General features: G+C 56.9%; 21 protein-coding genes and 1 tRNA gene. 9 read left to right on the top strand and 13 right to left on the bottom strand.

Annotation, left to right across the window (positions count from 1 at the left end; all coding sequences use genetic code 11):
* Nucleotides 1–30: 30 nt before the first annotated feature.
* Both ppk2 and ACR0FB_RS00255 read left to right on the top strand, forming a co-directional pair.
* Complete coding sequence (gene ppk2 / locus ACR0FB_RS00260) at nt 31–900, top strand: polyphosphate kinase 2 (protein ID WP_171632860.1); 870 nt, start codon at nt 31–33, stop codon at nt 898–900.
* Nucleotides 901–1,013: 113 nt separating this feature from the next.
* Nucleotides 1,014–1,628 carry a TetR/AcrR family transcriptional regulator gene (locus ACR0FB_RS00255; protein ID WP_152457804.1) on the top strand — a complete coding sequence of 205 codons (615 nt, stop codon included), beginning with the start codon at nt 1,014–1,016 and terminating at the stop codon, nt 1,626–1,628.
* 5 nt (nt 1,629–1,633) lie between these two features.
* Here the strand turns inward: ACR0FB_RS00255 and ACR0FB_RS00250 are convergent, their stop codons facing one another.
* A complete protein-coding gene (locus ACR0FB_RS00250; protein WP_171632863.1) occupies nt 1,634–2,692 on the bottom strand; it encodes an adenylate/guanylate cyclase domain-containing protein in 1,059 nt (352 codons plus the stop codon).
* The gene (locus ACR0FB_RS00245) at nt 2,689–3,057 is read right to left on the bottom strand and encodes a group I truncated hemoglobin (RefSeq protein ID WP_152457802.1); all 369 of its coding nucleotides are present in this window, start codon (nt 3,055–3,057) and stop codon (nt 2,689–2,691) included. The genes ACR0FB_RS00250 and ACR0FB_RS00245 overlap by 4 nt, the downstream gene beginning before the upstream one ends.
* Nucleotides 3,058–3,459: 402 nt before the next feature.
* Between ACR0FB_RS00245 and speB the strand changes: the two genes are divergently transcribed.
* Entirely contained in the window at nt 3,460–4,434 is a 975-nt protein-coding gene (gene speB / locus ACR0FB_RS00240) for an agmatinase (RefSeq protein WP_480619246.1), read from the top strand.
* A gap of 32 nt (nt 4,435–4,466) precedes the next feature.
* Here the strand turns inward: speB and ACR0FB_RS00235 are convergent, their stop codons facing one another.
* The 7 genes from ACR0FB_RS00235 to ACR0FB_RS00205 form a co-directional block, all read right to left on the bottom strand.
* The gene (locus ACR0FB_RS00235; protein WP_480619244.1) at nt 4,467–5,687 is read right to left on the bottom strand and encodes an aminopeptidase P family protein; all 1,221 of its coding nucleotides are present in this window, start codon (nt 5,685–5,687) and stop codon (nt 4,467–4,469) included.
* A 162-nt stretch (nt 5,688–5,849) separates the two neighbouring features.
* Nucleotides 5,850–7,061 carry an ABC transporter permease gene (locus ACR0FB_RS00230; RefSeq protein WP_171723384.1) on the bottom strand — a complete coding sequence of 404 codons (1,212 nt, stop codon included), beginning with the start codon at nt 7,059–7,061 and terminating at the stop codon, nt 5,850–5,852.
* 5 nt (nt 7,062–7,066) lie between these two features.
* A complete protein-coding gene (locus tag ACR0FB_RS00225) occupies nt 7,067–8,341 on the bottom strand; it encodes an ABC transporter permease (protein ID WP_210092272.1) in 1,275 nt (424 codons plus the stop codon).
* A gap of 72 nt (nt 8,342–8,413) precedes the next feature.
* Nucleotides 8,414–9,505 carry an extracellular solute-binding protein gene (locus ACR0FB_RS00220; RefSeq protein ID WP_171632876.1) on the bottom strand — a complete coding sequence of 364 codons (1,092 nt, stop codon included), beginning with the start codon at nt 9,503–9,505 and terminating at the stop codon, nt 8,414–8,416.
* Nucleotides 9,506–9,613: 108 nt separating this feature from the next.
* Complete coding sequence (locus ACR0FB_RS00215) at nt 9,614–10,714, bottom strand: ABC transporter ATP-binding protein (RefSeq protein WP_171632879.1); 1,101 nt, start codon at nt 10,712–10,714, stop codon at nt 9,614–9,616.
* A 137-nt stretch (nt 10,715–10,851) separates the two neighbouring features.
* Nucleotides 10,852–11,562: a maleate cis-trans isomerase family protein gene (locus tag ACR0FB_RS00210; RefSeq protein WP_209833281.1), complete on the bottom strand. Its 711-nt coding sequence runs from the start codon at nt 11,560–11,562 to the stop codon at nt 10,852–10,854.
* The gene (locus ACR0FB_RS00205) at nt 11,559–12,704 is read right to left on the bottom strand and encodes a M24 family metallopeptidase (RefSeq protein ID WP_209833282.1); all 1,146 of its coding nucleotides are present in this window, start codon (nt 12,702–12,704) and stop codon (nt 11,559–11,561) included. Before ACR0FB_RS00205 ends, ACR0FB_RS00210 begins: the two co-directional genes overlap by 4 nt.
* 195 nt (nt 12,705–12,899) lie before the next feature.
* On the opposite strand from ACR0FB_RS00205, the gene ACR0FB_RS00200 reads away from it, so the two are divergent.
* A complete protein-coding gene (locus ACR0FB_RS00200; protein ID WP_480619242.1) occupies nt 12,900–14,084 on the top strand; it encodes a M24 family metallopeptidase in 1,185 nt (394 codons plus the stop codon).
* A gap of 33 nt (nt 14,085–14,117) precedes the next feature.
* Here ACR0FB_RS00200 and ACR0FB_RS00195 read toward each other — a convergent pair whose 3' ends face one another.
* Complete coding sequence (locus ACR0FB_RS00195) at nt 14,118–14,960, bottom strand: LysR family transcriptional regulator (protein WP_171723389.1); 843 nt, start codon at nt 14,958–14,960, stop codon at nt 14,118–14,120.
* Nucleotides 14,961–15,066: 106 nt separating this feature from the next.
* Between ACR0FB_RS00195 and ACR0FB_RS00190 the strand changes: the two genes are divergently transcribed.
* The 5 genes from ACR0FB_RS00190 to ACR0FB_RS00170 are packed head-to-tail and all read left to right on the top strand — an operon-like array spanning nt 15,067 to nt 19,866.
* Nucleotides 15,067–15,666, top strand: a complete 600-nt coding sequence (locus tag ACR0FB_RS00190) for an amino acid synthesis family protein (protein WP_480619240.1) — start codon at nt 15,067–15,069, stop codon at nt 15,664–15,666.
* The gene (locus ACR0FB_RS00185; RefSeq protein WP_171632894.1) at nt 15,638–16,426 is read left to right on the top strand and encodes an alpha/beta fold hydrolase; all 789 of its coding nucleotides are present in this window, start codon (nt 15,638–15,640) and stop codon (nt 16,424–16,426) included. The genes ACR0FB_RS00190 and ACR0FB_RS00185 overlap by 29 nt, the downstream gene beginning before the upstream one ends.
* Complete coding sequence (locus ACR0FB_RS00180; protein ID WP_209833290.1) at nt 16,423–17,340, top strand: flavin reductase family protein; 918 nt, start codon at nt 16,423–16,425, stop codon at nt 17,338–17,340. Before ACR0FB_RS00185 ends, ACR0FB_RS00180 begins: the two co-directional genes overlap by 4 nt.
* Nucleotides 17,341–17,343: 3 nt before the next feature.
* On the top strand, nt 17,344–18,378 hold the full coding sequence (locus ACR0FB_RS00175; RefSeq protein ID WP_480619238.1) for an LLM class flavin-dependent oxidoreductase: 1,035 nt from the start codon (nt 17,344–17,346) through the stop codon (nt 18,376–18,378).
* Nucleotides 18,379–18,387: 9 nt separating this feature from the next.
* Nucleotides 18,388–19,866 carry an aldehyde dehydrogenase gene (locus ACR0FB_RS00170; RefSeq protein WP_480619990.1) on the top strand — a complete coding sequence of 493 codons (1,479 nt, stop codon included), beginning with the start codon at nt 18,388–18,390 and terminating at the stop codon, nt 19,864–19,866.
* A 405-nt stretch (nt 19,867–20,271) separates the two neighbouring features.
* Here ACR0FB_RS00170 and ACR0FB_RS00165 read toward each other — a convergent pair.
* From ACR0FB_RS00165 to ACR0FB_RS00155, 3 genes are all read right to left on the bottom strand, one after another.
* A tRNA-Ser gene (locus tag ACR0FB_RS00165) sits at nt 20,272–20,361 on the bottom strand.
* 134 nt (nt 20,362–20,495) lie between these two features.
* On the bottom strand, nt 20,496–22,922 hold the full coding sequence (locus tag ACR0FB_RS00160) for a DUF3772 domain-containing protein (protein WP_480619236.1): 2,427 nt from the start codon (nt 22,920–22,922) through the stop codon (nt 20,496–20,498).
* A complete protein-coding gene (locus ACR0FB_RS00155; RefSeq protein ID WP_480619234.1) occupies nt 22,922–23,956 on the bottom strand; it encodes a cysteine synthase A in 1,035 nt (344 codons plus the stop codon). Before ACR0FB_RS00155 ends, ACR0FB_RS00160 begins: the two co-directional genes overlap by 1 nt.
* Between the last annotated feature and the right edge of the window lie 16 nt (nt 23,957–23,972).

The raw sequence follows: 23,972 nt of genomic DNA, 5'->3' as shown, positions 1-23,972 counted from the left end.
TTAGATATGGATTTTATCGCGAGGTGACATATGGCCCGGTCAGGAAAAGGCTCTATCGAAAAGTATTTTCTGAAAGACGCGCCCAGATCTGTACGGGAAGAGATTCAAAACGCGAAAAAAGGCGATATTCTGAACCCGACCTACCCGTATTCCGAAAAAATGAAGACCAAGGATTATGAAGAGCAGATGGACCTGCTTCAGATCGAATTGGTCAAAATGCAATCCTGGGTCAAGGAAACCGACCAGCGGGTTGCCATCATTTTCGAAGGCCGCGATGCCGCCGGCAAAGGTGGCACCATCAAACGGTTTCGCGAAAACCTGAACCCGCGCGGCGCGCGCAACGTTGCGCTGGCCAAACCATCAGACGCCGAACGCAGCCAATGGTATTTTCAGCGCTACATCCCGCATCTGCCCGCCGCAGGAGAGATCGTGTTCTTTGATCGCAGCTGGTACAATCGAGGTGTCGTCGAGAATGTCTTTGGCTTCTGCACTCAGGAACAGCGTGAGAGGTTTTTCCGTCAGGTCCTGCCACTTGAAACGGGCCTGGTGAATGACGGCATCCATTTATTCAAGTTCTGGCTCAATGTCGGGCGCGCAGAACAACTGAACCGTTTTCTGGCGCGCGAAAACGATCCTTTGAAGCATTGGAAGCTCAGCGCGATCGACATCGCAGGGCTGAGCAAATGGGACGAATACACGCAGTCGATCTCGGAAACCCTGACCCGGTCGCATTCTGATGCCTGCCCGTGGACGATTGTGCGTTCTGACGACAAGAAACGCGCGCGGCTTGCGGCCATCCGAACGGTTCTGCATGCCTTGGACTATGATGAGAAGGACGAGAAGAGTATCGGCGAGATTGATGCCCGTATCTGCGGTGGCCCGGATATGTGGGAGGCGTAAATTGTCTCCCCGCCCTGCCCCGTCGATGCCTTCACGATCATGTATTGGACGACAATGCGTCGGTGGTCTATGTCCTTGTCTTCCAACACGCAATCAATGCAACTGAGGCCGGGATGACGAAACGCGGTTATCACCACGGAAACCTGAAGCAAGCCCTGATCGAGGCTGCCTTGTCCCTGATCGAAGACAAGGGCCCGACCGGTTTCACGCTGTCCGAGGCGGCCAAAACGGCCGGTGTCACGCCTGCCGCCGTCTACCGTCATTTTCAAGGGCGCGAGGACCTGATTGCCGAAGCCGCACGGCAGGGGTTTGAGATGTTCGCAGACCTGATGCAATACGCCTATGACGAGGGACAGCCTTCAGCCCTTGCCGCTTTTGAAGCAACGGGGCGTGCGTATCTGGCTTTTGCGCGCAAAAATCCCGGGCATTACATCGCCATGTTCGAAAGCGGGATTTCCCTGAACCGGACACCCGAATTGTCCTTGGCCGCCAATCGGGCGAAGGCCGTTCTTGAAAAAGCGGCCGCGGACCTGTCCCAGCATATTCCGCCTGACAAGCGCCCGCCCGCATCGATGTTCAGCGCCCATATCTGGGCGATGAGCCACGGCGTCGTCGAGCTGTACGCCCGAAATACCGGCGCAACTTCGCCTTTTCCTCCCGAAGATTTACTGGAAAGCGGTATCGGCATCTACCTGCGCGGTCTGGGTCTGATCCCTCAGGACGAGTGACGCGGTCAGAACGAACGGCTGCCCTGAGGCATACTCAAGCCCGATGTCACGTTGATAAGATCCATCTCACCCATCCCCTTGATATCAACGCACCCCAGATCCGAGACCTGAAACTCGTCAATCAAGGCATATTTCATCTCTTCCGGGGCCACGATGTTCATGGGGTTGGCAAAGACCTGCAACCGGGACGCGATGTTTACGGCAGGGCCAAACACGTCATAGACATATTTCTGAATGCCAACGACCGATCCAACCGCCGCGCCCATCCCCAATCCGATCCGCGCCTGCCACTTATGCGGATGGCTTTCGTTGCGGCGTTCGAGATAGCGCAGGAACCTTACCGCACAATGCGCCACGGCGGTCGCATGATCCGGTGTTGGATCGGGCATGCCTGACACGGCCAGATAAGCATCACCGATCGTTTTGATCCGCTCACACCCGAATTGTTCCACGATCCGGTCGAAAGCCGTGAAGATGTCGTTCAGTTCACTCAAGGTGACCGTCGGGTCGGTCTTGGCCGCAAAATCCGTGAACCCGACAAAATCCAGCATCACCACCGAAACCTGCTGATACAGCTGCGGTGTGACAACGCCGAACGTCTTGAATTCTTCATACACGGCTCGGGGCATCAGGTTCAGCAACAGGCGTTCCACTCTTTCCTTTTCGCGCTCAAGCTCTCGGGTGTTGCGCTCGACCATGGTGGAATAGCTGTCGATCATGCTTTCCAATTCGCGAATGCGAGTGATGTTCTGACATTCCACAATCAGCACCTGCTCGGACAAGCCATTGGCCAGTGAGACAGCGACTGCAAAGATCAAGGTCCTGCGTTTCGGCTTTATCTGCAATTCGACCGAGTACCGAAGGCCGGACTGCTTTACATCCTCCAGTTCCTTGGGGTCGAGATCCGGCAGAACGTCGCTTAAGGTGCTGCCCTTTTCAGGAGTGCCGAACCATTCCGTGAAAGGCCCGTTGTGAAACACGAATTGCAGGTCGGATGCGCGCACCACGGCGACGCCGACTCCGATCGCACGCAGCAATTGCTCGTTTATCGCCAGAATGCTCATGCCGCGTTCCGGGTGACTATGATCGAACGTTTGCCTTCGATTGCGGTCAGCGCAGTTTTGATGTCTCCGTCGGACATGCCATGCTGACTTAGCGCGTCGCCAAACAGCTCGGCCATGACGTCAAACTCATTGTGCGAAATGTTCAGATGCCGATGAACTGCTTCGATCCTGTCATCACTGAAAGATGCGGGCCCACCAATCAAGGACGAGACGAACTTGGTTTGATGGTCGATCAGGCGCGGCATATCAATGTCTTCGAAATGATGGCCGATCTCATCCGAATCCAGCGCCATTTCATAGAAGGTCATCACGACCCGGCTGATCGTTTTGAAACCGCCATATTTCTCATAAAGTGTCTGTGCCACACGAATACCCGCGCGTTACCAATCAATAACCCCACAACTTTATATCAAATCGATATTTTTGTTAACGCTTATGATTTTCTGGCCCAGACGGATCAAAAACCGTCTTGCTGAAAAGGAAAATCTGCCAGAGCACCGCTGAGGCCGAAGGGGATCTTTCATACGTTCTTTGGGTATGGGAAATGAAGGAAAGGCAACACTATCAGCGGGATTATCTTTTGACTGATCTTGAAGCACTCTGATGGGCTGGGCCGGATCAGCTTTGAACGCAAGCCAGCCCGCCCTTCTGGAAGAAAATTTCCTCTGGTTCCCCAAAATCCGCCGTTCAAAGAGAATTTGGTTTCAAAACGGCGTGTCCTCATGTTCACATGCAGGAAAACGGCACAACAATCGAAAGGACCCAAAGTGCAGGAACATGGATATGCGTCCGGGCGACTGAATCTTCCTTTTGTCGGAATATCGACCTTCGCAAAATCTCCATATGTCGAGAACTGGGACAGAATCGAGGCCGACGTTTGCGTGCTCGGCGCGCCGTTCGACTTTGGAACCCAATGGCGCCCCGGCGCGCGTTTTGGTCCTCGGGCCGTGCGAGAGGCATCGACCCTTTTCAGTTTTGGCCATGCCGGCGCCTATGATCATGAGGATGACGCGACCTATCTGGACAGTTCGGTTCGGATCGTCGACCTGGGCGATGCGGATATTGTCCACACCAAGACCGAGACGAGCCACAAGAACATAGCCTTTGGCGTGCAAAAAATTCTCGAGGCCGGGGCACTTCCGCTGGTGATTGGCGGTGATCACTCGGTCAACATCCCCTGCATTTCCGCATTTGAAAGCCACTGCGCTGAAAACGGCCCGATCCATGTTGTTCAAATCGATGCGCATTTGGACTTTGTGGATGAACGTCACGGCGTCACCAACGGGCACGGAAATCCCATGCGCCGCGCGATCGAGAAAGACTATGTTTCAGGGATGACCCAGCTGGGCATTCGAAACGTATCGTCCACCGCCAAGGAAGGGTATGACGACGCGAGTGCGCGCGGATCGGACATCCTGTCCGTGCGGCAGGTTCGCAGATTGGGAACAGGGGCTGTTCTTGACCGCATTCCCGAAGGCAAACGGTACTATGTAACGATCGATATCGATGCGTTCTGTCCCTCGATCGCGCCTGGAACCGGCACTCCGAGCCACGGAGGGTTCTTGTACTATGACGTTCTGGAAATCCTTCAGGGACTGGCGAAAAGGGGCGACGTGGTGGGCATCGATCTGGTCGAGGTGGCCCCCGCCTACGACCCCACTGAAAGCACTCAGATTCTGGCGGCACAGCTGCTGTTGAATTTTCTGGGTTTCATTTTTCACGAACGTGCCCGACGCGCGTAAAAGCGGGTGGAGCAGAAGCTCCACCCCAAACCTCAGGCGTCGATAATGTTGTGTCCCGGCCCGTAGGGGAAGCCTGTGATGTTTTCGGCTCCGTCTTCGCTCACAACCAGAATATCGTGTTCCCTGTAACCGCCTGCACCGGGCTGGCCTTCGGGGATCCACAGCATCGGCTCGATCGAGACCACCATGCCGGGTTCCAGCACTGTGTCGATGTCTTCACGGAGTTCCAAACCGGCTTCGCGACCATAGTAGTGGCTCAGAACACCGAACGAGTGCCCATAGCCGAAGGAACGATATTGAAGCAGGCCTTCGTCGGCAAAAAACCGGTTGATCTCGGCGGTGATACCGGAACAGGTGGCACCGGGTTTGATCAAGCTCAGGCCAAGTTCATGCGCGGCCACATTGGCCTTCCACAGGCGCAGACTGTCGGCATCCGGCTCGCCCAGGAACAGGGTCCGCTCCAAGGCGGTGTAATAGCCCGAGATCATCGGAAAGGTGTTCAGCGAAAGTATATCGCCTTTTTGCAACGCGCGTTTGGTGACCGGGTTATGCGCGCCGTCGGTGTTCAAACCCGATTGAAACCAAACCCATGTGTCGCGGTATTCGGCATCCGGATAGGCCCGCGCGATTTCCACTTCCATCGCGTCTCGACCAGCCATCGCGATTTCGATTTCGGTTGCTCCTTCGCGGATTGCGGCATGGATCGCAGCACCACCCACATCGGCCGTGCGCGCTCCTCCCTTGATCAATTCGATTTCTTCAGCGGATTTGATCATCCGCGCGGCCATGGTGTCGGCCGCGATGTCAACCAATTCTGGCTCGCCCAGCATGTTCAGCGCCGTGTCCCGCGCTGCAAGCGTCATGTGGTCGCCTTCGATGCCGATCCGCTTTGCATTCCCGATCAGGCTCGCAACTGCCCGCCAGTAGTTGTCGCGTTTCCAGTCAGTATAAATCACGTTGTCTTCAACCGACCGGCGCCAGGGTTGCCCGGCATCAATATTGGCCGAAACGGTGGTGCAGTTGTCTTGGGTTACAACACAGCCATAAGGGCGCCCGAACGCACAGTATAGAAAGCCCGAATAATAGGCGATATTCTGCATCGATGTCAGCAGCACCACCGGGATATCCCGCTTGGCCATAATCGCGCGCAGCTTGCCAAGACGGCGGTCATACTCAGATTTGCTGAAAGGCAACGGGGCTTTGTCGCCATTGTGGCAGGTGAAGAACTGAGGGCGGTTAGAAATGTCAGTCATCCTTGGTCTCTCATCTATGCCGGGCGTGCATCTCCCGGCCACATGTCCCGGCGTTCAGGACAGGCGGTCTCGGGGTCCGAGAGCCGATCACCTCCGTAGTCGCCGCGACGCCATCGCGGCAGAGATGAACAGGTGAACCGTTAGATCAGACGGTTTGCTGCGTCAAGCGGGCGAAAGACCTCGCAGACGCTCCGACCGGCGCCGCAACAGTTCGACCGTCGTCAGCAGGGCAATGGACAGGACCACGAGGATTGTCGCAACCGCCAGAATGGTTGGACTGATCTGTTCCCGCAGGCCGGTGAACATCTGCCACGGCAACGTCTTTTGCGATGAGGATCCCACAAACAAGACCACGACCACTTCGTCGAACGATGTGATGAAGGCAAACAGGCCGCCCGAGATTACGCCCGGCAATATCAACGGCATCTGTATCTTGAAGAAGGTCCGCACCGGCCCTGCGCCCATATTGGCTGCCGCCCGCGTCAGAGATCGATCAAAGCCCACCAGTGTTGCCGTCACGGTAATGATCACAAAGGGAATACCCAGCACTGCGTGGGCCAGGATAACTTTCAGATAGCCTACGAAGTTCTTGTTCATGCCCAGTGTTCCTTCGAGGAAACGCCCGATATCACTGTAGAAAAAGAACATACCCGTCGCCGAGATGATCAGCGGAACAATCATCGGCGAAATCAGAATTCCCATGATCGCACGGCGTCCGGGAACGTGAGACTGGCTGAGCCCGATCGCGGCCAGCGTTCCCAACGTTACCGAGATAACCGTCGCAATCGGCGCGATGATCAGCGAGTTCTTGAAGCTGCGCTGCCATTCGTTGTTGGTGAAGAAATCACGGTAGTGCTTCAGCGAATAGCCTTCGGGATCAAGCCGCAGCATCTCGGGCGTGAAGGTAAAGAAATCCTGCGCGTTGAAAGACAACGGCAACACCACCAGAATCGGCGTGATCAGGAACACGAAGATCGCACCACAGATCACGCGAAACAGGTAGTGATAGAAAACCTGCTGTGCCGTGAGATACGGCAGCAGCTTGCGCCGATACCGCCCCTCGTACAACCAATAGATAAACCAGGCGAAAAACCAGCCGCCGAGCAGGCCCAATACACCGCCCATCAGACCGGCCATTATGAAACCTATGACGCCGAACCCGATGATATTGATCCAGCGTGCGAGGTTTTCGTTCTTCACGATATTTATGTAGACCCAGGCCAGCCCCGCAATCAGGACGGCCCCGCCCAGTATGCCCAGAAGGACCGAACCATTTCCGGCCCCGACGAAAATGCCGGCAAATGCCCCGGCAAGTGCGACACTGGGCAAAACCATGGACATGGGTTTGCGGGATATCGGTGTCAGTGCTGCCATCTTGATTATCCCAACTTCACGTTATCGATGCCCACGATCTTGTCGTAGACCCAGTAGAGCAACAGCACGACCGCCAGAAGGATCGTACCCAAGGCCGCGGCCAGCCCCCAGTTCAGTGAGGACGAGATGTGATAGGCAATCCGGTTCGAGATGAAGACACCCTTTGTGCCGCCCACGATCTCGGGCGTGATGTAGTACCCAATCGCCAGAATGAACACGAGGATCGAACCGGCACCGATTCCGGGCACGGATTGCGGGAAGTAGATGCGCCAGAACGTCGTCCAATTCGTTGCACCCATGGATTTGGCCGCGCGTGTATAAGACGGCGGAATGGTCTGCATCACCGAATACATGGGCAGGATCATGAAGGGCAGCAGGATATGTGTCATCGCGACGATAGTGCCGATCTGGTTGTTGATTATGATAAGGCGAGCATCATCAGCGACCAGCCCCAGCCAAACGAGGGTATCGTTAATAACCCCCTGTTGCTGCAACATGACCTTCCAAGCGGAGGTTCGCACCAGAAGGGACGTCCAGAAGGGCAAAAGGACCAGTATCATCAACAGGTTAGATACCCGCATAGGCAGCGTCGCCAACAGATAACTGACAGGGTAAGCAAGCAGGATACAAGCACCCGTAATCACGAGCGACATGAACAGAGTACGTCCAAAGAGCTTTATCAGGATTTGCTTGTCTTCGGGTTGAGCCTGCGCGCCTTCCGGGGTTCTGCGCATGTCGACGGCATTCAGGAAGTAACCATTGGTAATCACAGGTGAGTGGGTCTTGATCACGCGCCAGGTTTGCGGATCTCCCCATCCGTCATGAATCTCGATCAATGCTTCCTTGAACGGCCCATCCGTTTCAGGATCCAGTTTTTTGATCTGGCGCCCAGACCTGCGGAACATCGAAGACATGCCAGTCTCTTCGTAGTTCAAACGCGAACCGAGCCTTGTGTGTTCTTTGTTGTCAATCGCGACGATCATGTCGCGGACAAAGGCCTCGTAAACATCCTCGCCCGGCAACTCACCCGACTGTTCGTCCCAGTTGTTCAGGGCTTCGACGGTCAAGGGAAGTGTGTCGGACACGATGCTGTTTTCAACGGACCGAAACAACATCGATGCAATGGGAACGATGAATGAAAACAGGACAAAAAGAAGAAGCGGCGCAATCAACATCAACGCCCGGAGCTTCTGCCTGCGTAGAGAGCGCGCCAGCGACTGCTTGAGCGGTGTTCCATCAGCGGCCAGCATGGGGCCCGCGTTTTGGGTGGCGTCAGTCATTGTTGTCCCTTGGCTTTTCCTGGGTCAGGGGCAGTTTCCCGCCCCTGACAGTGTCACCAATTCAAAACCGGCTTATTGCGCCAGCCACGCCTGGAATTTGGCGTCGATGTCGTCACGGTAATCCGCCCAGAACTCGTAATTGTACAGGAACGTGTTCTTGGCGTTTTCCGGATCGGTTGGCATATGGGGCGCCATATCGATACCCAGTTCGGCATGCTCACCCACCAGCGGAGCCGACGATGCACGGGCCGGGCCGTACGAGATGTACTTGGCCTGATCCGCCAGACGCTGGGTGTCGGTCGCAAAGCGGAGGTAATCCAGCGCGCGTTGCTTACGCTCTTCGCTCAGACCGGCGGGGATGATCCAGCCGTCAATATCGAACACCTGCGCATCCCACAGCATGGCGACGGGCTGGTTCTGCTCCTCGATCACGCTGAACAGACGACCGTTATAGGTCGAGCCCATGATGACCTCGCCGTCGGCCAGCAGCTGGGGTGTGTCCGCACCGGCGGACCACCAAACAACACTGTCTTTGATGGTGTCCAACTTGGCCAGAGCCTGATCCTGACCTTCCGGAGTGGCCAGAACGTCATAAACTTCGTCCTTGGGAACGCCGTCGCAGATCAGTGCCCATTCCATGTTGTTGATGGGGCGTTTCTCCAGCGAACGTTTGCCCGGATAGGTTTCCAGATCGAAGACGGCGCAGACGTCCGTCGGCGGCGTGTCACCAACCAAATCGGTGCGGTATCCGAACGTGGTCGAATACACGATGCTCGGGATGTAGCAATCGCTGACGATCAGATCACCGAAGTCTTCAGATGCCGGCGTGCCATCGGGCGCCGGGGCCAGCATCGCGTCATGGTCGATTTCCATCGCCAGACCTTCGTCGCACAAGCGGATCGCGTCAGACGCCACGACATCGACCACATCCCAGGTGATGTTCCCCGCTTCGTTCATCGCGCGCAGCTTGGCCACCGCCTCGTTCGAGCTGTCATCGTTAAGAATGGTGACGCCGGTCTTTTCCGAATAGGGCTCGTGATACGCCTTCAACTGCGATTTGGAATAGGCCCCGCCCCAGGAAACGATGGTCATTTCCTCGGCCGAAACACCACCCGCCGCAATGGCGACGGCGGCCGTTGTCAGAAGGGTTTTGGTTGCTTTCATGTGTAAATAACTCCCAGTTAGTCCCGTTTATATGTGTGGTCAGCTGATGCACGGGCCTTCATCAGCCGGTCCCTCTGATAGAGCTGTGCTTGTTTCGCGCAGCTTGGTCTATGCGTCGAGCGCACGACAATCCTGGGCCAGCCAGCCGATCTCGATCTCCTGACCGGGGGTCAGGCGGACGGCATCTGGCGCGTTCCGGGTCTTGACGATGAACTCATCATTTCCTGCAACGGACATGCGGAAACGGAATACGTCACCCATGTAGATGAATTCTTTGACAGTCGCTTTCAGCGTATGAGCATCGGCGTGCAAGCGATCCTTGTTGAATTCCACCCGCTCAGGCCGGATTGACACCTTTGTCCTTTCGCCCGGATTGTGAACGTTGATCGGAACCGCGTCGATCTCGGACCCATCGTCCAGCTGGACAAGGCATGTGTCGCCATCAATCGATTTAACGACACCTTCCAAAGTGTTGTTTTCCCCGATGAATTGGGCAACAAAGCTGTTTTCGGGTTCTTCATAAAGCTGATCAGGCGGTGCAAGCTGCTGGATGCGGCCATCGTCGAACACGGCCACACGATCCGACATCGTCAATGCTTCGGTCTGGTCGTGGGTCACATAAACCGTGGTGATTCCCAATTCGTGCGCAAGACGTGTGATTTCGAACTGCATATGCTCGCGCAGCTGTTTGTCCAGTGCGCCCAGTGGTTCATCCATCAACACCAGTTCGGGTTCGAAAACCAAGGCGCGCGCCAAGGCTATTCGTTGTTGCTGACCGCCAGACAACTGAGCCGGGCGCCGGCCTCCAAACGCCCCCATCTGAACCATGTCCAGGGCACGTTGTACCTTTTCATCCCGTTCAGACTTGCCCAACTTGCGGACTTCCAAGGGGAACGAGAGGTTTTCGGCCACTGTCATGTGGGGAAACAGGGCATAGTTCTGGAAGACCATGCCAATCCCACGCTTGTGTGGAGGGATATTGTTGATGGGCTTCCCATCAAGAAGGATTTCGCCATGAGTGGCGGTTTCGAATCCGGCAAGCATCATCAGGCAGGTTGTCTTTCCAGACCCGGACGGCCCGAGCATGGTCAGGAATTCGCCTTTTGGCATTGCAAGGTTGAGATCTTTGACGACGAGATTCTCGCCATCATAAGATTTTTGTACGCGTTGAAATTCAACAAACGCGGCATCGGTATTTGTGTCGGTCACAAGACCCCCTGTTGCGTCAAATGATTATCCGAGTGTTGCGGATTTCATTGATCTGTAGTCAGCAGTTAAGACCATGCAGTGGGCACTTGGCAACAATAGATGACGCTTTTGCGAATTTTCATGTCATTTCTGCTGTTTCAATCAGCAAGATTGAGGCGGCGCATATGCCATGCAAGGCTTTGATTACTTGAAAGAACTGGCTTACCGATCCGCTTGCGAATCTCAGGAATCGCTTCAATCGTGCGCAGGTTGGTACAGCTGAGGAAAACGGCCTCGACCGATGGATCAGATCCCAGTTTCGTCGCGGCCTCGATCACCGACTGCACAGAAATCCGAGCAACCTTTGCCTCTTCGGCCTGCCCGAATGTCCCGAAAACATCCATGGTTATCCCGTTTTCCGAAAACGCGGCACGCAGCGGTGCGTTGACCTCTTCGACATAAGGCGACAGCAACGCAAACCTGGACACCCCAAGATCCGCGGCGCAGGCCGTGGCCGCGCGCAAAGGGTTCGTAACCTCTTTTGTATTGCACGACTGTTTGACAAGTTCCTCCACACGTTTTGAACCAATGACGGAACTTGCGGACGTGCAGCCATAACCCACCACCTCGAAAGGACGCGCGCTGGGCAGCAACCCTGCCGCCGCCGGCAGGGCCTCTTCCATCTCGGCCAGACTTTCTGGTGTCACTTCAATGCCGCTGGGTATCCGTGTTACATACAACGGGTTTTTCCGGTCCGAGAAAATCTTGCCGAACTCCGGCTCAATCGTCTCGTCGACCTGAAGAACAATCAATCCAAGCGGCGGGGCTTGCGGGTCGTCCTCGTCAAGCGTGTATGGCACGTAGGTCATAGCTGGATCATCTCCGGCCCGATACGCGGGCTGATAAAGCGCGGAACATCGTCTGTTACGACGATGTTTTCTTCGTGAACCAAGATCTTGCCACCAACGGCAATGCCCGGCTCCAAGGTCAGCACCATGCCCGGCTCAAGAACGGTCTGGTCCGTCGGGATGAGCGACGGCCATTCGGTCAGCGACATTCCCAACCCATGCCCCAACCGACCGGCATCTGTGCCTTCGGACGCCTTGGTCAGCACCGTGTTCATGGCATGAAACAACTCTGCTGCGGTGGCGCCGGGGCGCGCGATTTCGAATGCAGCATCCGACGCCTCAATCAGCCTGGCGTAAGCAGATTTCACGTCCGGACTTGCCGGGCCGACAGACCAGTTGCGGTCGAAGTCACTGAAATAGCCATCCCAGACCAAGCCGGTGTCAAGCATCAGTACATCGCCAGCCTTCAAGGGGGACGACGACGCCGGAGAAATCACGTCAGAGTAACCGCCCTGCTCTGCCCCACCTGCGAGATACGGCACCCAGTCCGCGCCCTCTTCCAGACAGAGTATCTGGAAACCGCGAAATACTTCATCCAAAGGCACGCCAACCCGAGCAACCTCGGGAACCCGGGCGAAGGCCCGACCGGCTATGGCGCATGCGGTTTCGATTTTAGCTATTTCCGCCTCGGATTTGACCATGCGAAGTTGGCGCAAAATACCGTGATCTCCGGTGATGTGGCGCGAACCGAGCCTGTTTCGCAGGCGTTCAATATCCGACATGGGCATACGCGCGTGCGTCTCGTGACCATCGGGCATTCCGATACGGCCTTTGGGGGGTGTCAATTCCGTCAGGGTGTCCGTCAAAAGCGAGACGCCGTCATCCTGAAGATCGGGTGAGCTCCACGTTCGAATGTCATCGATCCAGGTTTGCCCCATCAACGAGGCGCCGATCGAGGGGATGACTGCAACCGGTTTACCAACCGCAGGCAGGATCAGGAACCAAGGACGGGTCGGGCTTTCCCAGAATCTGGTCAGGTATCCGGTAAAATAACGCACGTCGGTTTCCGTGGTCAGCAGCAGCGCCGACAGGCCAGCGGCATTCATCATCACCTGTGCGCGTTCGGTGCGCGCTGAGAATTCTGCTGGCTCGAACCCTCTCATCCGGCGACCTCAGAGGTGGGGCGCCGCATGCAGCCTGAAACGTGGAAATGACACCGCTTGAATGGCCCGATGCTTTGGCCCGTTCGGTGCGGATTGATATCGGTTTTCATGCAGCCCCCCTGAATTTTCGTTCGTTGACGTGAGCGGATCGGTAGGGTTCTGTCAACCAAAGTCTTTTGTTGACCGGAGGCGCCAATGACCCACTCTGATCCAGCCTTCAGCCGGGCGGAATATGATCGCCGTCTTGCCAAGACCCGAAAGGCGATGGCCGCAAAAGGAATTGATTGCCTTTTTGTCGAAGACCCTTCGAACATTGGATGGCTCACCGGGTATGAGGGCTGGTCTTTTTACGTTCACCAAGGTGCCTTGATCTTTCTTGACGCGGACCCGATCTGGTGGGGGCGCCGGCAGGATGCAAACGGTGCGCTGCGCACGGTGTGGATGGGGGACGATCGGGTTTTTGGATACGCGGATCACTTCGTGCAGTCGACCACACGACATCCAATGCAGGATCTGGCCAAACTTATTGCGGACTGCGGACACGGCCAAAGCCGCATTGGGGTGGAACTTGACAATTATTACTATTCGGCCAAAGCCCATATTACTCTGACGACGGAACTGCCCGGGGCAACCCTGATCGATGCAACGGCCTTGGTCAACTGGCAACGGGTCGTGAAATCTGACGAAGAAATCGCCCTGATGCGCAAGGCGGCCCGGATTTCAGAGTTTGTGACTGACGGCGTGCTTGAGCGCGTTGAACCCGGCCTGCGCAAGAACGAGCTGGTCGCACAGATTTACCATGACGCGATAACGGGCGTCGGTGATGACTGGGGGGATTACGCAGCCATCGTCCCACTTTTACCGTCAGGGTCAGACGCCGCCGCGCCGCATCTGACATGGAATGGAGATGTGTTCAAATCGGGCGAATGCACCTTCTTCGAGCTCTCCGGCTGCTACCGCCGATATCATGCTCCGTTCTGCCGGTCGGTATTTCTGGGTCAACCGCCTGATTATCTCAAAAGGGCTGAGGCGGCCTTGGTTGAAGGGTTGGAAGCGGGTCTGGAGGCTGCGCGCCCCGGCAATCGCGCAAAAGATATTGCCAAAGCGCTGGCGGCGCCTCTCGAACGTGCGGGGATCGAACGCGGCGCCCGCTGTGGTTATCCTGTCGGCCTCAGCTATCCTCCGGACTGGGGCGAACGCACGATCTCGCTGCGGGAAGAAGACAATACGATCCTCGAATCTGGCATGACATTTCACTTCATGCCCGGGCTCTGGATGGATGATTGGGGGCTTGCGATCACCGAATCCATCCTGATCACTGAAAACGGCCCCGCAGAGTGTCTGTGCAAACGACCACGCAAAGTATTCGTCAAGCCCTGAGTGGTGCACGAACGATCCTAGGCCCGCGCCTGATCAAACACGTATCTGTTCAAGCAACCAGTCACGAAACAATGCGGCCGCCGGATTGCTGGCGTCAGCTGAAAGATAATACCCTTCGTTGCAGTCGACAGTGCTGTCATGTGCGCTTTCGACAAGACCGGTTATCATCGCATGTTTCGCCAGAAACTCGCTGATCAGGGCAACCCCGCTGCCATGAACCGCCAATTGAAGCGCCATGCCGAACGTATCGACGAAAACGGCAGGCTGCCGCTGCACGCCCTGCTTGTCGAACCACGTCTTCCATCCGCTTGACGTGCCGACTGCCTCTATCAGGGGAAGGTCAAACGGATCCCCTGCAAGCGTCGGCGCCTTGAGAGCGACAAGCCTGTCAGGCCGCAAACGTTCGCCCCCCCTGCCCACTTGTTTTTCCGATCCGAACCTGACCTGAACGTCAGCTTGCGACGCGTTAAAATCGTCAGGCCAGATTGCGCTGAGCAGCCGCACGCTGATCTCTGGATTGCGGGTGGTGAAGTCCGCGAGGTTTGGGGCGATGACCCATTGCGCGACGCTGACAGATGTGGCCACTGTCAGGACATCTCCTGGTGCGCTAGCGTCGGCCCTTCCGGCGGCGGCGGCAAGCGCCTCAAGCGCACTGCCGACTTCGGGCAGCAGTTTCCGCCCTGCATCCGTCAGGGCCAGACTGCGCGGATGCCTTATGAAAAGCGCTGTCCCCAGACGCATCTCAAGGGATTTCACCTGCTGACTGACTGCCGATTGGGTCAGGCCGATTTCCTCGGCCGCTGCGGTAAAACTCAGGGTCCGGGCCGCCGCCTCGAAGGATCGGAACCAGGTCAGGGGGGGAAGTGATTTTGCCATTGATCAAGTTAGCCATTAATCTTTTTAATGCGAAAGCACATAATTCAATCATTTGTCAAAAACCACACCCGTTTCTACCTTTTCCCAGCGCGACAGGAGAGGTGTGATGAAGCCGGAAATACGCAAGATTGTAACCTACGACGAGGAAGTTCTTGTCGAGGGATTTCGCCCTGCGGAAATCCCATGGCGCATGTTCGCCGTGGCCGCAGTGATTACCAATCCCTGGGCGGGTCGATATGTCGAAGACCTCAAACCGGAAATCCACACATATGGCCCCATACTGGGAAAGATGATGACGGACCGCATGATCGCGTTGGCCAGCAGTGGCGACGCAATCGAAGCCTATGGAAAGGCAGCCGTCGTCGGATTGAATGGCGAGGTCGAGCACGCCTCGGGCATTATTCATACCCTTCGGTTCGGCAATCACTACCGGCAGGCGGTCAGCGCGAAATCCTATCTGGCTTTCACAAACACGCGCGGCCCCGCAAATGCGCCGATCATGGTGCCATTGATGGACAAAAACGATGCCGGGCGGCGGTCTCACTACCTGACCGTTCAATTCTCGATCCCGGACGCACCGCGCGACGACGAAATTGTGGTGGTACTGGGGGCGGCAACATCGGGCAGACCACATCACCGTATCGGCGACCGGTATCAGGATCTCAAGGATTTGGGTCATGACGTGGACAACCCGGCCGCGGTCTGAAATCGGCGGGCTGGCCGCCATCCAGGCAGGCACAGGTCCGGACATCCTGTTGCTGCACGGGGTTGGCCTGCGGGCCGAAGCCTGGGGTGCGCAGTTGGACGGTTTGGCGTCTGTAGCTCGACTGACAGCGCCGGACATGCCCGGTCACGGAGAAAGCCCACTGAGTTTTTTCGGCACGGAACTGTCGGAATACAGTGATGCTGCACACAACGTGCTTCGCGATCTGAACGGGCCCGTCCTTGTTGTCGGCCACTCGATGGGCGCAATGATCGCATTAGACCTTGCCACCAAGGCGCCCGACCGGATTTGCGGCGTCGTGGCAATGAATGCCGTTTTTGAACGCGGCGCAAAGGCCGCGCTGGCGGTTCAGGAACGAGCGGCGGGGCTGGATGGGGAAACACCGGTTGATCCAACCAGCACGCTGCGCCGGTGGTTTGGTGACATCGGTTCGCCTGAACGTGATGCCTGCCGCGAATGGCTGACGGCAATGGATCCGGCTGCTTACAAGCTGGCCTATTCGGTTTTTGCCCAAAGCCGAACTCCGCGGCGCGACGCGCTGGAGAAACTCGCCTGCCCCGCGCTGTTCATAACCGGCAGTCAGGAGCCGAACTCCACCCCAGACATGTCGCATAAAATGGCCGAAGTCACCCCGAACGGCCGCGCGCTGATCATCGATGGGGCGGCCCATATGATGCCGATGACCCATGCAAATCAGGTCAACGCCGCCATTTCCAGCTTTCAAAGCGAGGTGCAATCATGACCGAACTTGATCCCCGCGACCTTCGGCGGGCATTCGGCAAATTCATGACCGGCGTGACCGTCGTTACCACGCGCAGCGCCTCTGGCATGGCCCTGGGCTTCACGGCAAACTCCTTCACTTCGGTTTCGCTCGACCCGCCGCTGTTGATCGTCTGCCCCGGCAAGAACTTGTCTTCATACGGCGAATTCTCGACCTGCACCCATTTCACGGTGAGTGTTCTGGCCGAGGGGCAAGAGGATGTGTCCAATACCTTCGCCGGCTTCAAAGGTGACCGGTTCGCCAAAACCGACCATGATCTCGACGCGCGAGAGATCCCTTTGATCAACGGCGCGGTCGCAACATTTTCCTGCCGGACCCACCAAGTGATCGAGGCAGGAGACCATTGCGTTCTGATCGGACAAGTCGAAGCCTATTCCCACAACGACCACCCGGCGCTGGGCTACGCGAACGGGCAGTACTTCAGCCTTGGCCTGGAACGCGGCGCACTTGAACCGACGGGGCGCAGGATCGTCTGTGGCGCAATCATCGAACACGAAGGCCGCGTGCTGCTTGAGAAAACGGATGCCGGTTTCAGGCCGCCGCAGGTCACATTGTCCGACCGGCGACAGTTGCGCGACAGCCTGTGGCAGGATCTGCATGATCGTGGCATCGACGCACGTCTTGGCGTCGTCTACTCGGTCTATGACGATGCCACAGCGCATCATGTCTACATATTGGGCAATGCGCCGGAACTTCCCAAACACGGCAAGCTTGAGGCCGTCGCGATTGAAGACCTGGCAACCCTTTCCTACACGACGACGCCAATCACCACCATGATTTCCCGTTTCGCGCTGGAAAGCCGGACCCGCGACTTCTCACTGTATCTGGGCAGTGCGCAGCTAGGCGACGTGCACAGCTTTTCTGAAAGGACCTGATGGATGGAGTTTTCCCTTTTTGCACACATGGAACGGCTGAGCCCCGATCAACCCCATGAGAAGCTGTATGAAGAGTTCATCGCGCTGTGTAAAATGGCCGATGAGGCGGGAATGCGTGCCGTCTGGACCGGCGAGCACCACGGGATGGACTTTACGATCGCGCCCAACCCTTTGATGTCTTTGGTGGATATCGCACATCACACCAAGAACGTACGGCTTGGCACGGGTACAGTTGTTGCACCGTTCTGGCATCCGATCAAACTGGCGGGCGAAACGGCTGCGGCAGACCTGATGACAGGCGGCCGTATCGAGCTGGGCATCGCCCGCGGCGCCTATTCGTATGAATATGAACGGATGATGCCGGGAATGGATGCATGGGATGCTGGCCAGCGCATGCGAGAAATCGCGCCACTTTTGCCCCGGCTGTGGGAGGGTGACTGTGTCCATGATGGAGAATATTTCAAATTCCCCGCCACCACCTCGGCCCCCAAACCCGTGCAACCCGGCGGGCCGCCCATCTGGATCGCGGCGCGGGATCCGAACAGTCATGAATTCGGTGTGCAAAACGGCTTTAACATTCAGGTCACACCGCTCTGGCAGGGCATGCATGAGATTGAAACGCTGATGGGGCGCTTTGAAGATGCATGCGCAAACCATGAGGGGCCGCGCCCCAAGATCATGCTGCTACATCACACTTACGTTGGCAGCGACGATGGTGATCTGGGTCAGGCCGCTCGGGAATTGTCGCGCTTCTACAACTACTTCGGGGCCTGGTTTCAAAACAAGCGGCCGGTCCGGCAGGGCTTGATCCAGACTTTGACGGACAAAGAGATGGCGGCCAACACGATGATGGCACCGGAAAACCTGGCGCGCGATCTGACTGTCGGAACCCCGGATGGGGTCACGGAACGTCTGAAACGTTATGAAGATCTGGGCTATGATGAGTATTCGTTCTGGATAGACAGCGGTATGAGTTTCGAACGCAAACGCGCATCGCTGGCCCGTTTCATCGACGACGTCATGCCAAAGTTTCAGTGAGGATCGATGATGCATCAGAAACCACATTTCCAGCTTTACATCGACGGCGCGTGGACCGAAGGGGCGCGCGGGCAAGTGATGCATTCGCAAAACCCGGCGACGGGCCAAGACTGGTCCAGTTTCGCCTGTGCCGCATCCGAAGACGTTGACCGCGCCGTGTCCGCCGCGCGACGGTCACTTGATGATCCCGCGTGGCGCGACATGACGCAAACCGCACGCGGCAAACTGTTGTTCAAACTTGCCCAGCTGATCGAGGAAAACGCCGGACACCTGGGCCAGCTTGAGACCACAGACAGCGGCAAACTGCTTGCCGAAACCGCAAGCCAAACAGCCTATGTCGGTGACTATTATCGATATTATGCGGGGCTTGCGGACAAGATCGAAGGGGCGGTACTTCCGATCGACAAACCGGACATGCACGTCTTCACCAAACGCGAACCGATTGGCGTGGTGGTCGCAATCGTCCCCTGGAACGCTCAGATGTTCCTGACCGCGACCAAGCTTGGCCCCGCGATAGCGGCAGGCTGTTCGGTCGTGCTGAAGGCCTCTGAAATTGCACCCGCTCCGATGCTGGAGTTCGCACGGCTGATCGATGAAGCCGGCTTTCCGCCCGGTGTCGTCTCTGTCATTACGGGGGATGCCGAAAACTGCGCCATCCCGCTTACGCGTCACCCGGACGTGGACCGGATCGCATTCACCGGCGGCCCGGAAACAGCGCGCCATGTCGTGCGCAATTCGGCTGAGAACTTTGCGGTGACTACTTTGGAACTGGGCGGGAAATCCCCGATCATCGTTTTTGATGATGCCAATCTGGATGGCGCGGCCAATGGTTTGATTGCGGGAAACTTCGGCGCCTCGGGTCAAAGCTGCGTGGCCGGCTCGCGGGGGTTGATACATCGCCCGGTACTGGAAGCGCTTGTTGACAAGATCGAACAGAAGATGAAAGGCGTCGCAATCGGCGACCCATTGGAAACGGCCACCCATATTGGCCCGCTTTGCACCACAGCTCAGGTGGACAGAATTCAGGCGACTTTGGCGAAAGCCAAAGAACAAGGCGCACGCATCCGCTTCGGGGGAAACCCTCTGGACCGGCCGGGCAACTTCATGGCCCCTACGCTGGTGGAATGTTCGAGTTCAGAGACCGAGACGCTGAAGGTCGAAATGTTCGGCCCCGTGATGTCTCTGCTGCCATTCGATACGGAAGAAGAAGCGATCGCATTGGCCAACGACTCGCAGTTCGGGCTTGGATCCGGCGTTTTCACTGAAAATGTCGCCCGCGCCCATCGGGTTTCATCCCGCCTGAAATCGGGAATTTGTTGGATCAACACGTATCGCGCAGTGTCCCCGATCGCTCCGTTTGGAGGCTACAATCAATCCGGCTATGGCAGAGAAGCCGGGATCGAGGCCATTCACGATTACACAAGGACCAAAACCGTCTGGCTGAATACGTCGGAACAGCCAATGTCGAACCCGTTCGTCATGCGGTAGCCAGCACGGGGCGCTTTCGACACCCGAGGAACTGCCGGAGCATCGTTTCATCGCATGGCTGGCGCGGGCCCTGGCATCATCCCCAGTGCGCCAGATATATCGCTCGACGCCGAGGTCTTGCTGTCTGATCAGGCACTCTTCCGTGCTGGTCGGTATCCGGAGCAGGCGCTTCGGATAGGTGTGATACTGAGCGCGAACGGCAGCCAGACGCTCATCCCATTGGCGCAGCACTTCTTCCTTCGCGTCGGAAACATAGCGCAGGACCGTTTCCGCCATCCACGTCGCGGCGTGCGCCTGTAGGCCCGAGGGCCATTCTCTGAAAGTCGAGTGCCATCGTTAAACCCTTTTGAGACAGAAAGAAAAAGGCCCCGCTAGGGACCTGATATCGGGTTCGCGATTGGTAAGTGGCGGAGAGACAGGGATTCGAACCCTGGAGACGGTTTCCCGCCTACACACTTTCCAGGCGTGCGCCTTCGACCACTCGGCCACCTCTCCGTGCCGGCGATATTTGGACGAATGCTGTCGGATTTGCAAGGCCTCAATTCGACGAATTCAGGGGAATAGCGCAATTTAATCAATGCGCCCACCGAGGGGTGATCAACGGTCAACACGTGCCGCGTTTGGGCCACTCATGTCTCATCACTGGCACCCAGGTCCATATCCGCCTCGGTCAAATCCGCCGGAGTCTCTGCGACTTTGCGTGGCTCATCCTGCACAGAAACGGAAGGCTCCTGCTTGCTCGGGTTAGATGCCCGCAGGGTTTCGGGATTTCGCAACCAGACATCACGTTGTGCGAACGGGATCTCGATCCCTGCTTCCGAGAATCTGCGGTTGATTTCATGGTTCATGTCAGATTTTACCGACAGAGCCCAATTCACATCCCGCAGGATCGCCCGTATTTCGAAGTCCAAGGAATCTGCGCCGAACCCCTGGAACACAACGCTTGGCGCCGGGTTGGCCAAAACCATCGGATGGTTGTTGGCGATTTCGCCCAGAATGGTTTCGACCTGGCGCGTGTCAGTTCCGTATGCAACACCCACCGGAACGATCACCCGCCCGATCGTGTTGCCGCGGGTATAGTTTGTTACAACACCGCTGATCAGGTCAGAGTTCGGAACGATAACATCCGTCCTGTCGAACGTCTCGACCCGGGTCGAACGAACGGAAATGTCCTTAACATATCCCATCATGCCATTCACATCGATCCAATCCCCCTTGGAAATCGGACGCTCGACCAAAAGGATGATGCCAGAAACGAAGTTCGACACGATTGTCTGCAAACCAAAGCCGATGCCAACAGACAGCGCGCCAGCGACGATCGCCAGCGATGACAGATCAAATCCGGCCACCATGATTGCGACCAACGCGGCAAGAAATATGCCAACGTATCCCGAACCCGCGACAATCGCGTTTTGGCCACCCGGATCGATGTTGGTTTTCGGCAGAAGCGAATTGCGCAGCCCGCTTTGCAACAGACGCGTCAGCGTATAACCGATTGCAAACACGGCAACAAAGGTCAGAAAGTTGCTGGGCGAAATTGTGACGCCACCGATATCAAAACCAAGCAGCAGGCGCGACCATGCTTCCAGCAGATCGGTTTCCCGCGCACCCCAATAGATCGCCAGAATGGGAAGCGCCAAGATGGCCAATGCAAACCCGACCAGTACGGAAAAAAGCGAATCCCCCGCGGCTTCGCCCTGCCCGGTGACCCAGCCGTAAATCTGACTGATGAACCGTTGCAGGATGACCAAGGCCCCGATCAGTACCAATGTCTTGACGGCAGGAAACACGATGGCTTCGGCCGCATTGGTGTATCCGAAAATCGCCAGCAAGGGAGACACGATGCCCAAAAGGAACAAAGCCCGGCGCAGGAATTCGACCAATTGGCTGAACCCTGCGGAACGGGTCGAGGCAACCTGATCCGGTGGCCCGTCCGTTGTTCGAATCTGGCGTATCCGCAACAACAACAAAGCCGTTGCGACAATGACCGGGAAACTGACCACGGCGCGAGTCGCGTCGGAGATGTTTTCGATCCGTTCGAACAGCAACGCCAATTCGTGCAGAACCAGCATCAGGGCGAGCAGATCGATATACACGCGCAGTTCGGTGATGCGCGCAGCGGACAGACGTTTGAACCCTTGCGACGCGCCGATCACGTATACTTGGCGACCAATCCAGTCATAGAAAAATACGATCGCTGCCCAATACGGAATATTCTGAAGCAAAAGGCTGCCCCGCAGACCCGGAACCCCGGTGAGACTGATCGCCGTAACCACGGCCACCACACCGATCCATGGCAACAGAATTCGCAGCAGTGAGATTACGAACGACCAGACCCCCGTCCCGGCCCCGCCGAGCAACCTCAGGTAGTCGCCTCCAAGTTCGGACCACCGTTTTCCAAAGATCAGCAGCACGGCTGAAATGATCAGAAGTATGAAGATTGCGAGACCACGAGCGCGAATTTGCTCGCGCACGACATCTGAACGCAAGTTCGTGATCGTTTCATTTGCCAGGCTTTGAACGGCCTCTTTGACATCCACCCATGCCGGTCCCCAATGCGCCGGGTTGATCGGTGACGGGCCCTGTTCGAAGAACTCTTTTTTCTGCCGCGCGCGAATGATCCGATCAATTTCGCTGATCAGCCCGTTCGCACGGCTATACGCCTCTTCGGATATGATGCGCGGCACACGCAGACTGTTGAGCTGATCCTCAAGATGCGTGCGAAGCTTGGCTATGTCTTCAGGCTCGGTCGTGTCCCCTTCGGGTTTGGGGCCCAACGCTTTTAACTGGCTTTCCAGCGTCGTTATGCGGTCGGTATTTGCCCCACGAGCCCGATTGAAGTCTTCCCTGTAACCACTTATTTCCGAGCGCAAATTCTCTAGCGCGGCGTCAGAGGCGCGGTTCGCCTCGATAACGGCTTCGGCGCGGTTCGCGGTTTTCACCCAACCTTGGTAATATTCACTTTGCCGATCCGTCAGCTGCGCGACAGCGCTATTCGAAAAGCCGACTAAGCACAGGAATAGCAGGGTCAGAAACAGGCGGACCCGTCCAAGCATCACACGTCCTCGAAAACGCCGGGAATGCTACGCGGTGCCTCAGTCATCCAATCCGGAACCGGAAGCTCTTTTTCACGCAGGAACTCGGGGTTGAACAGCTTGGATTGATACCTTGTGCCATAATCGCACAGGATAGTCACAATGGTATGACCCGGTCCCATTTCCTTGGCCAGACGCACCGCCCCTGCCATGTTGATTGCGGTCGACCCGCCCATGACCAGGCCTTCTTCGCGCAGAAGATCAAAGATGTAGGGCAGCGCTTCGTTATCGGTGATCTGATAAGAAAAATCCGGCGTGAACCCTTCCAGGTTTTTGGTGATACGCACCTGCCCGATACCTTCGGCGATCGACCCACCTTCCATCGCGATCTCGCCTGTCGTGTAATACGAATACAGGCCAGCCCCCATGGGATCGGCAAGACCGATCTTGACGCCCTTGGGTTGCAAAACCTGGGCAACGCCTGCCAATGTCCCACCCGAACCGACTGCGCTGACGAACCCGTCAACCTTGCCGTCTGTCTGCTCCCAGATCTCGGGCCCCGTGGTTTCCACATGTGCCTGGCGATTCGCCACATTGTCGAACTGGTTGGCCCAGATTGCGCCATTGGGTTCTGTCTGCGCCAGTTCCTCGGCCAGACGGCGGGAATAGTGCACGAAATTATTGGGGTTGCGATACGGGGCCGCGGGTACCTGAACCAACTGTGCGCCCGCCAGACGCAGCATATCCTTCTTCTCTTCCGATTGGGTCTCGGGGATAACGATAACCGTTTTGAACCCCATCGACGCACCGACCAGGGCCAGGCCAATACCGGTGTTGCCAGCGGTGCCTTCCACGATGGTGCCGCCCGGTTTCAGATCCCCACGCGCGATGGCATCTTTGATGATAAACAGAGCAGCACGATCCTTTACCGACTGCCCAGGGTTCATGAACTCGGCTTTGCCAAGAATCTCGCATCCAGTCTCTTCGCTGATGCGGCGCAGCCGGATCAACGGTGTTTTTCCTACTGCGTCAGCAAGATCTCGTGCAATGCGCATGGTGGCCCCTTGTCAT

The organism is Ruegeria sp. P10 (assembly GCF_056534925.1).
Note: the sequence above shows the minus strand (reverse complement) of the source record. Positions and strands in the feature narration are given on the sequence as shown.

Bases quoted from the DNA above. Each gene is read 5' to 3' on its own strand.
- ACR0FB_RS00220 (WP_171632876.1), bottom strand. From the start codon at position 9,505: ATGAAAGCAACCAAAACCCTTCTGACAACGGCCGCCGTCGCCATTGCG.
- ACR0FB_RS00175 (WP_480619238.1), top strand. From the start codon at position 17,344: ATGGAGTTTTCCCTTTTTGCACACATGGAACGGCTGAGCCCCGATCAA.
- ACR0FB_RS00235 (WP_480619244.1), bottom strand. From the start codon at position 5,687: ATGACTGACATTTCTAACCGCCCTCAGTTCTTCACCTGCCACAATGGC.
- ACR0FB_RS00190 (WP_480619240.1), top strand. From the start codon at position 15,067: ATGAAGCCGGAAATACGCAAGATTGTAACCTACGACGAGGAAGTTCTT.
- ACR0FB_RS00155 (WP_480619234.1), bottom strand. From the start codon at position 23,956: ATGCGCATTGCACGAGATCTTGCTGACGCAGTAGGAAAAACACCGTTG.
- ACR0FB_RS00180 (WP_209833290.1), top strand. From the start codon at position 16,423: ATGACCGAACTTGATCCCCGCGACCTTCGGCGGGCATTCGGCAAATTC.
- ACR0FB_RS00205 (WP_209833282.1), bottom strand. From the start codon at position 12,704: ATGAGAGGGTTCGAGCCAGCAGAATTCTCAGCGCGCACCGAACGCGCA.
- ACR0FB_RS00250 (WP_171632863.1), bottom strand. From the start codon at position 2,692: ATGAGCATTCTGGCGATAAACGAGCAATTGCTGCGTGCGATCGGAGTC.
- ACR0FB_RS00230 (WP_171723384.1), bottom strand. From the start codon at position 7,061: ATGGCAGCACTGACACCGATATCCCGCAAACCCATGTCCATGGTTTTG.
- ACR0FB_RS00170 (WP_480619990.1), top strand. From the start codon at position 18,388: ATGCATCAGAAACCACATTTCCAGCTTTACATCGACGGCGCGTGGACC.
- ACR0FB_RS00200 (WP_480619242.1), top strand. From the start codon at position 12,900: ATGACCCACTCTGATCCAGCCTTCAGCCGGGCGGAATATGATCGCCGT.
- ppk2 (WP_171632860.1), top strand. From the start codon at position 31: ATGGCCCGGTCAGGAAAAGGCTCTATCGAAAAGTATTTTCTGAAAGAC.
- ACR0FB_RS00185 (WP_171632894.1), top strand. From the start codon at position 15,638: ATGACGTGGACAACCCGGCCGCGGTCTGAAATCGGCGGGCTGGCCGCC.
- ACR0FB_RS00255 (WP_152457804.1), top strand. From the start codon at position 1,014: ATGACGAAACGCGGTTATCACCACGGAAACCTGAAGCAAGCCCTGATC.
- ACR0FB_RS00225 (WP_210092272.1), bottom strand. From the start codon at position 8,341: ATGACTGACGCCACCCAAAACGCGGGCCCCATGCTGGCCGCTGATGGA.
- ACR0FB_RS00210 (WP_209833281.1), bottom strand. From the start codon at position 11,562: ATGACCTACGTGCCATACACGCTTGACGAGGACGACCCGCAAGCCCCG.
- ACR0FB_RS00195 (WP_171723389.1), bottom strand. From the start codon at position 14,960: ATGGCAAAATCACTTCCCCCCCTGACCTGGTTCCGATCCTTCGAGGCG.
- ACR0FB_RS00160 (WP_480619236.1), bottom strand. From the start codon at position 22,922: ATGCTTGGACGGGTCCGCCTGTTTCTGACCCTGCTATTCCTGTGCTTA.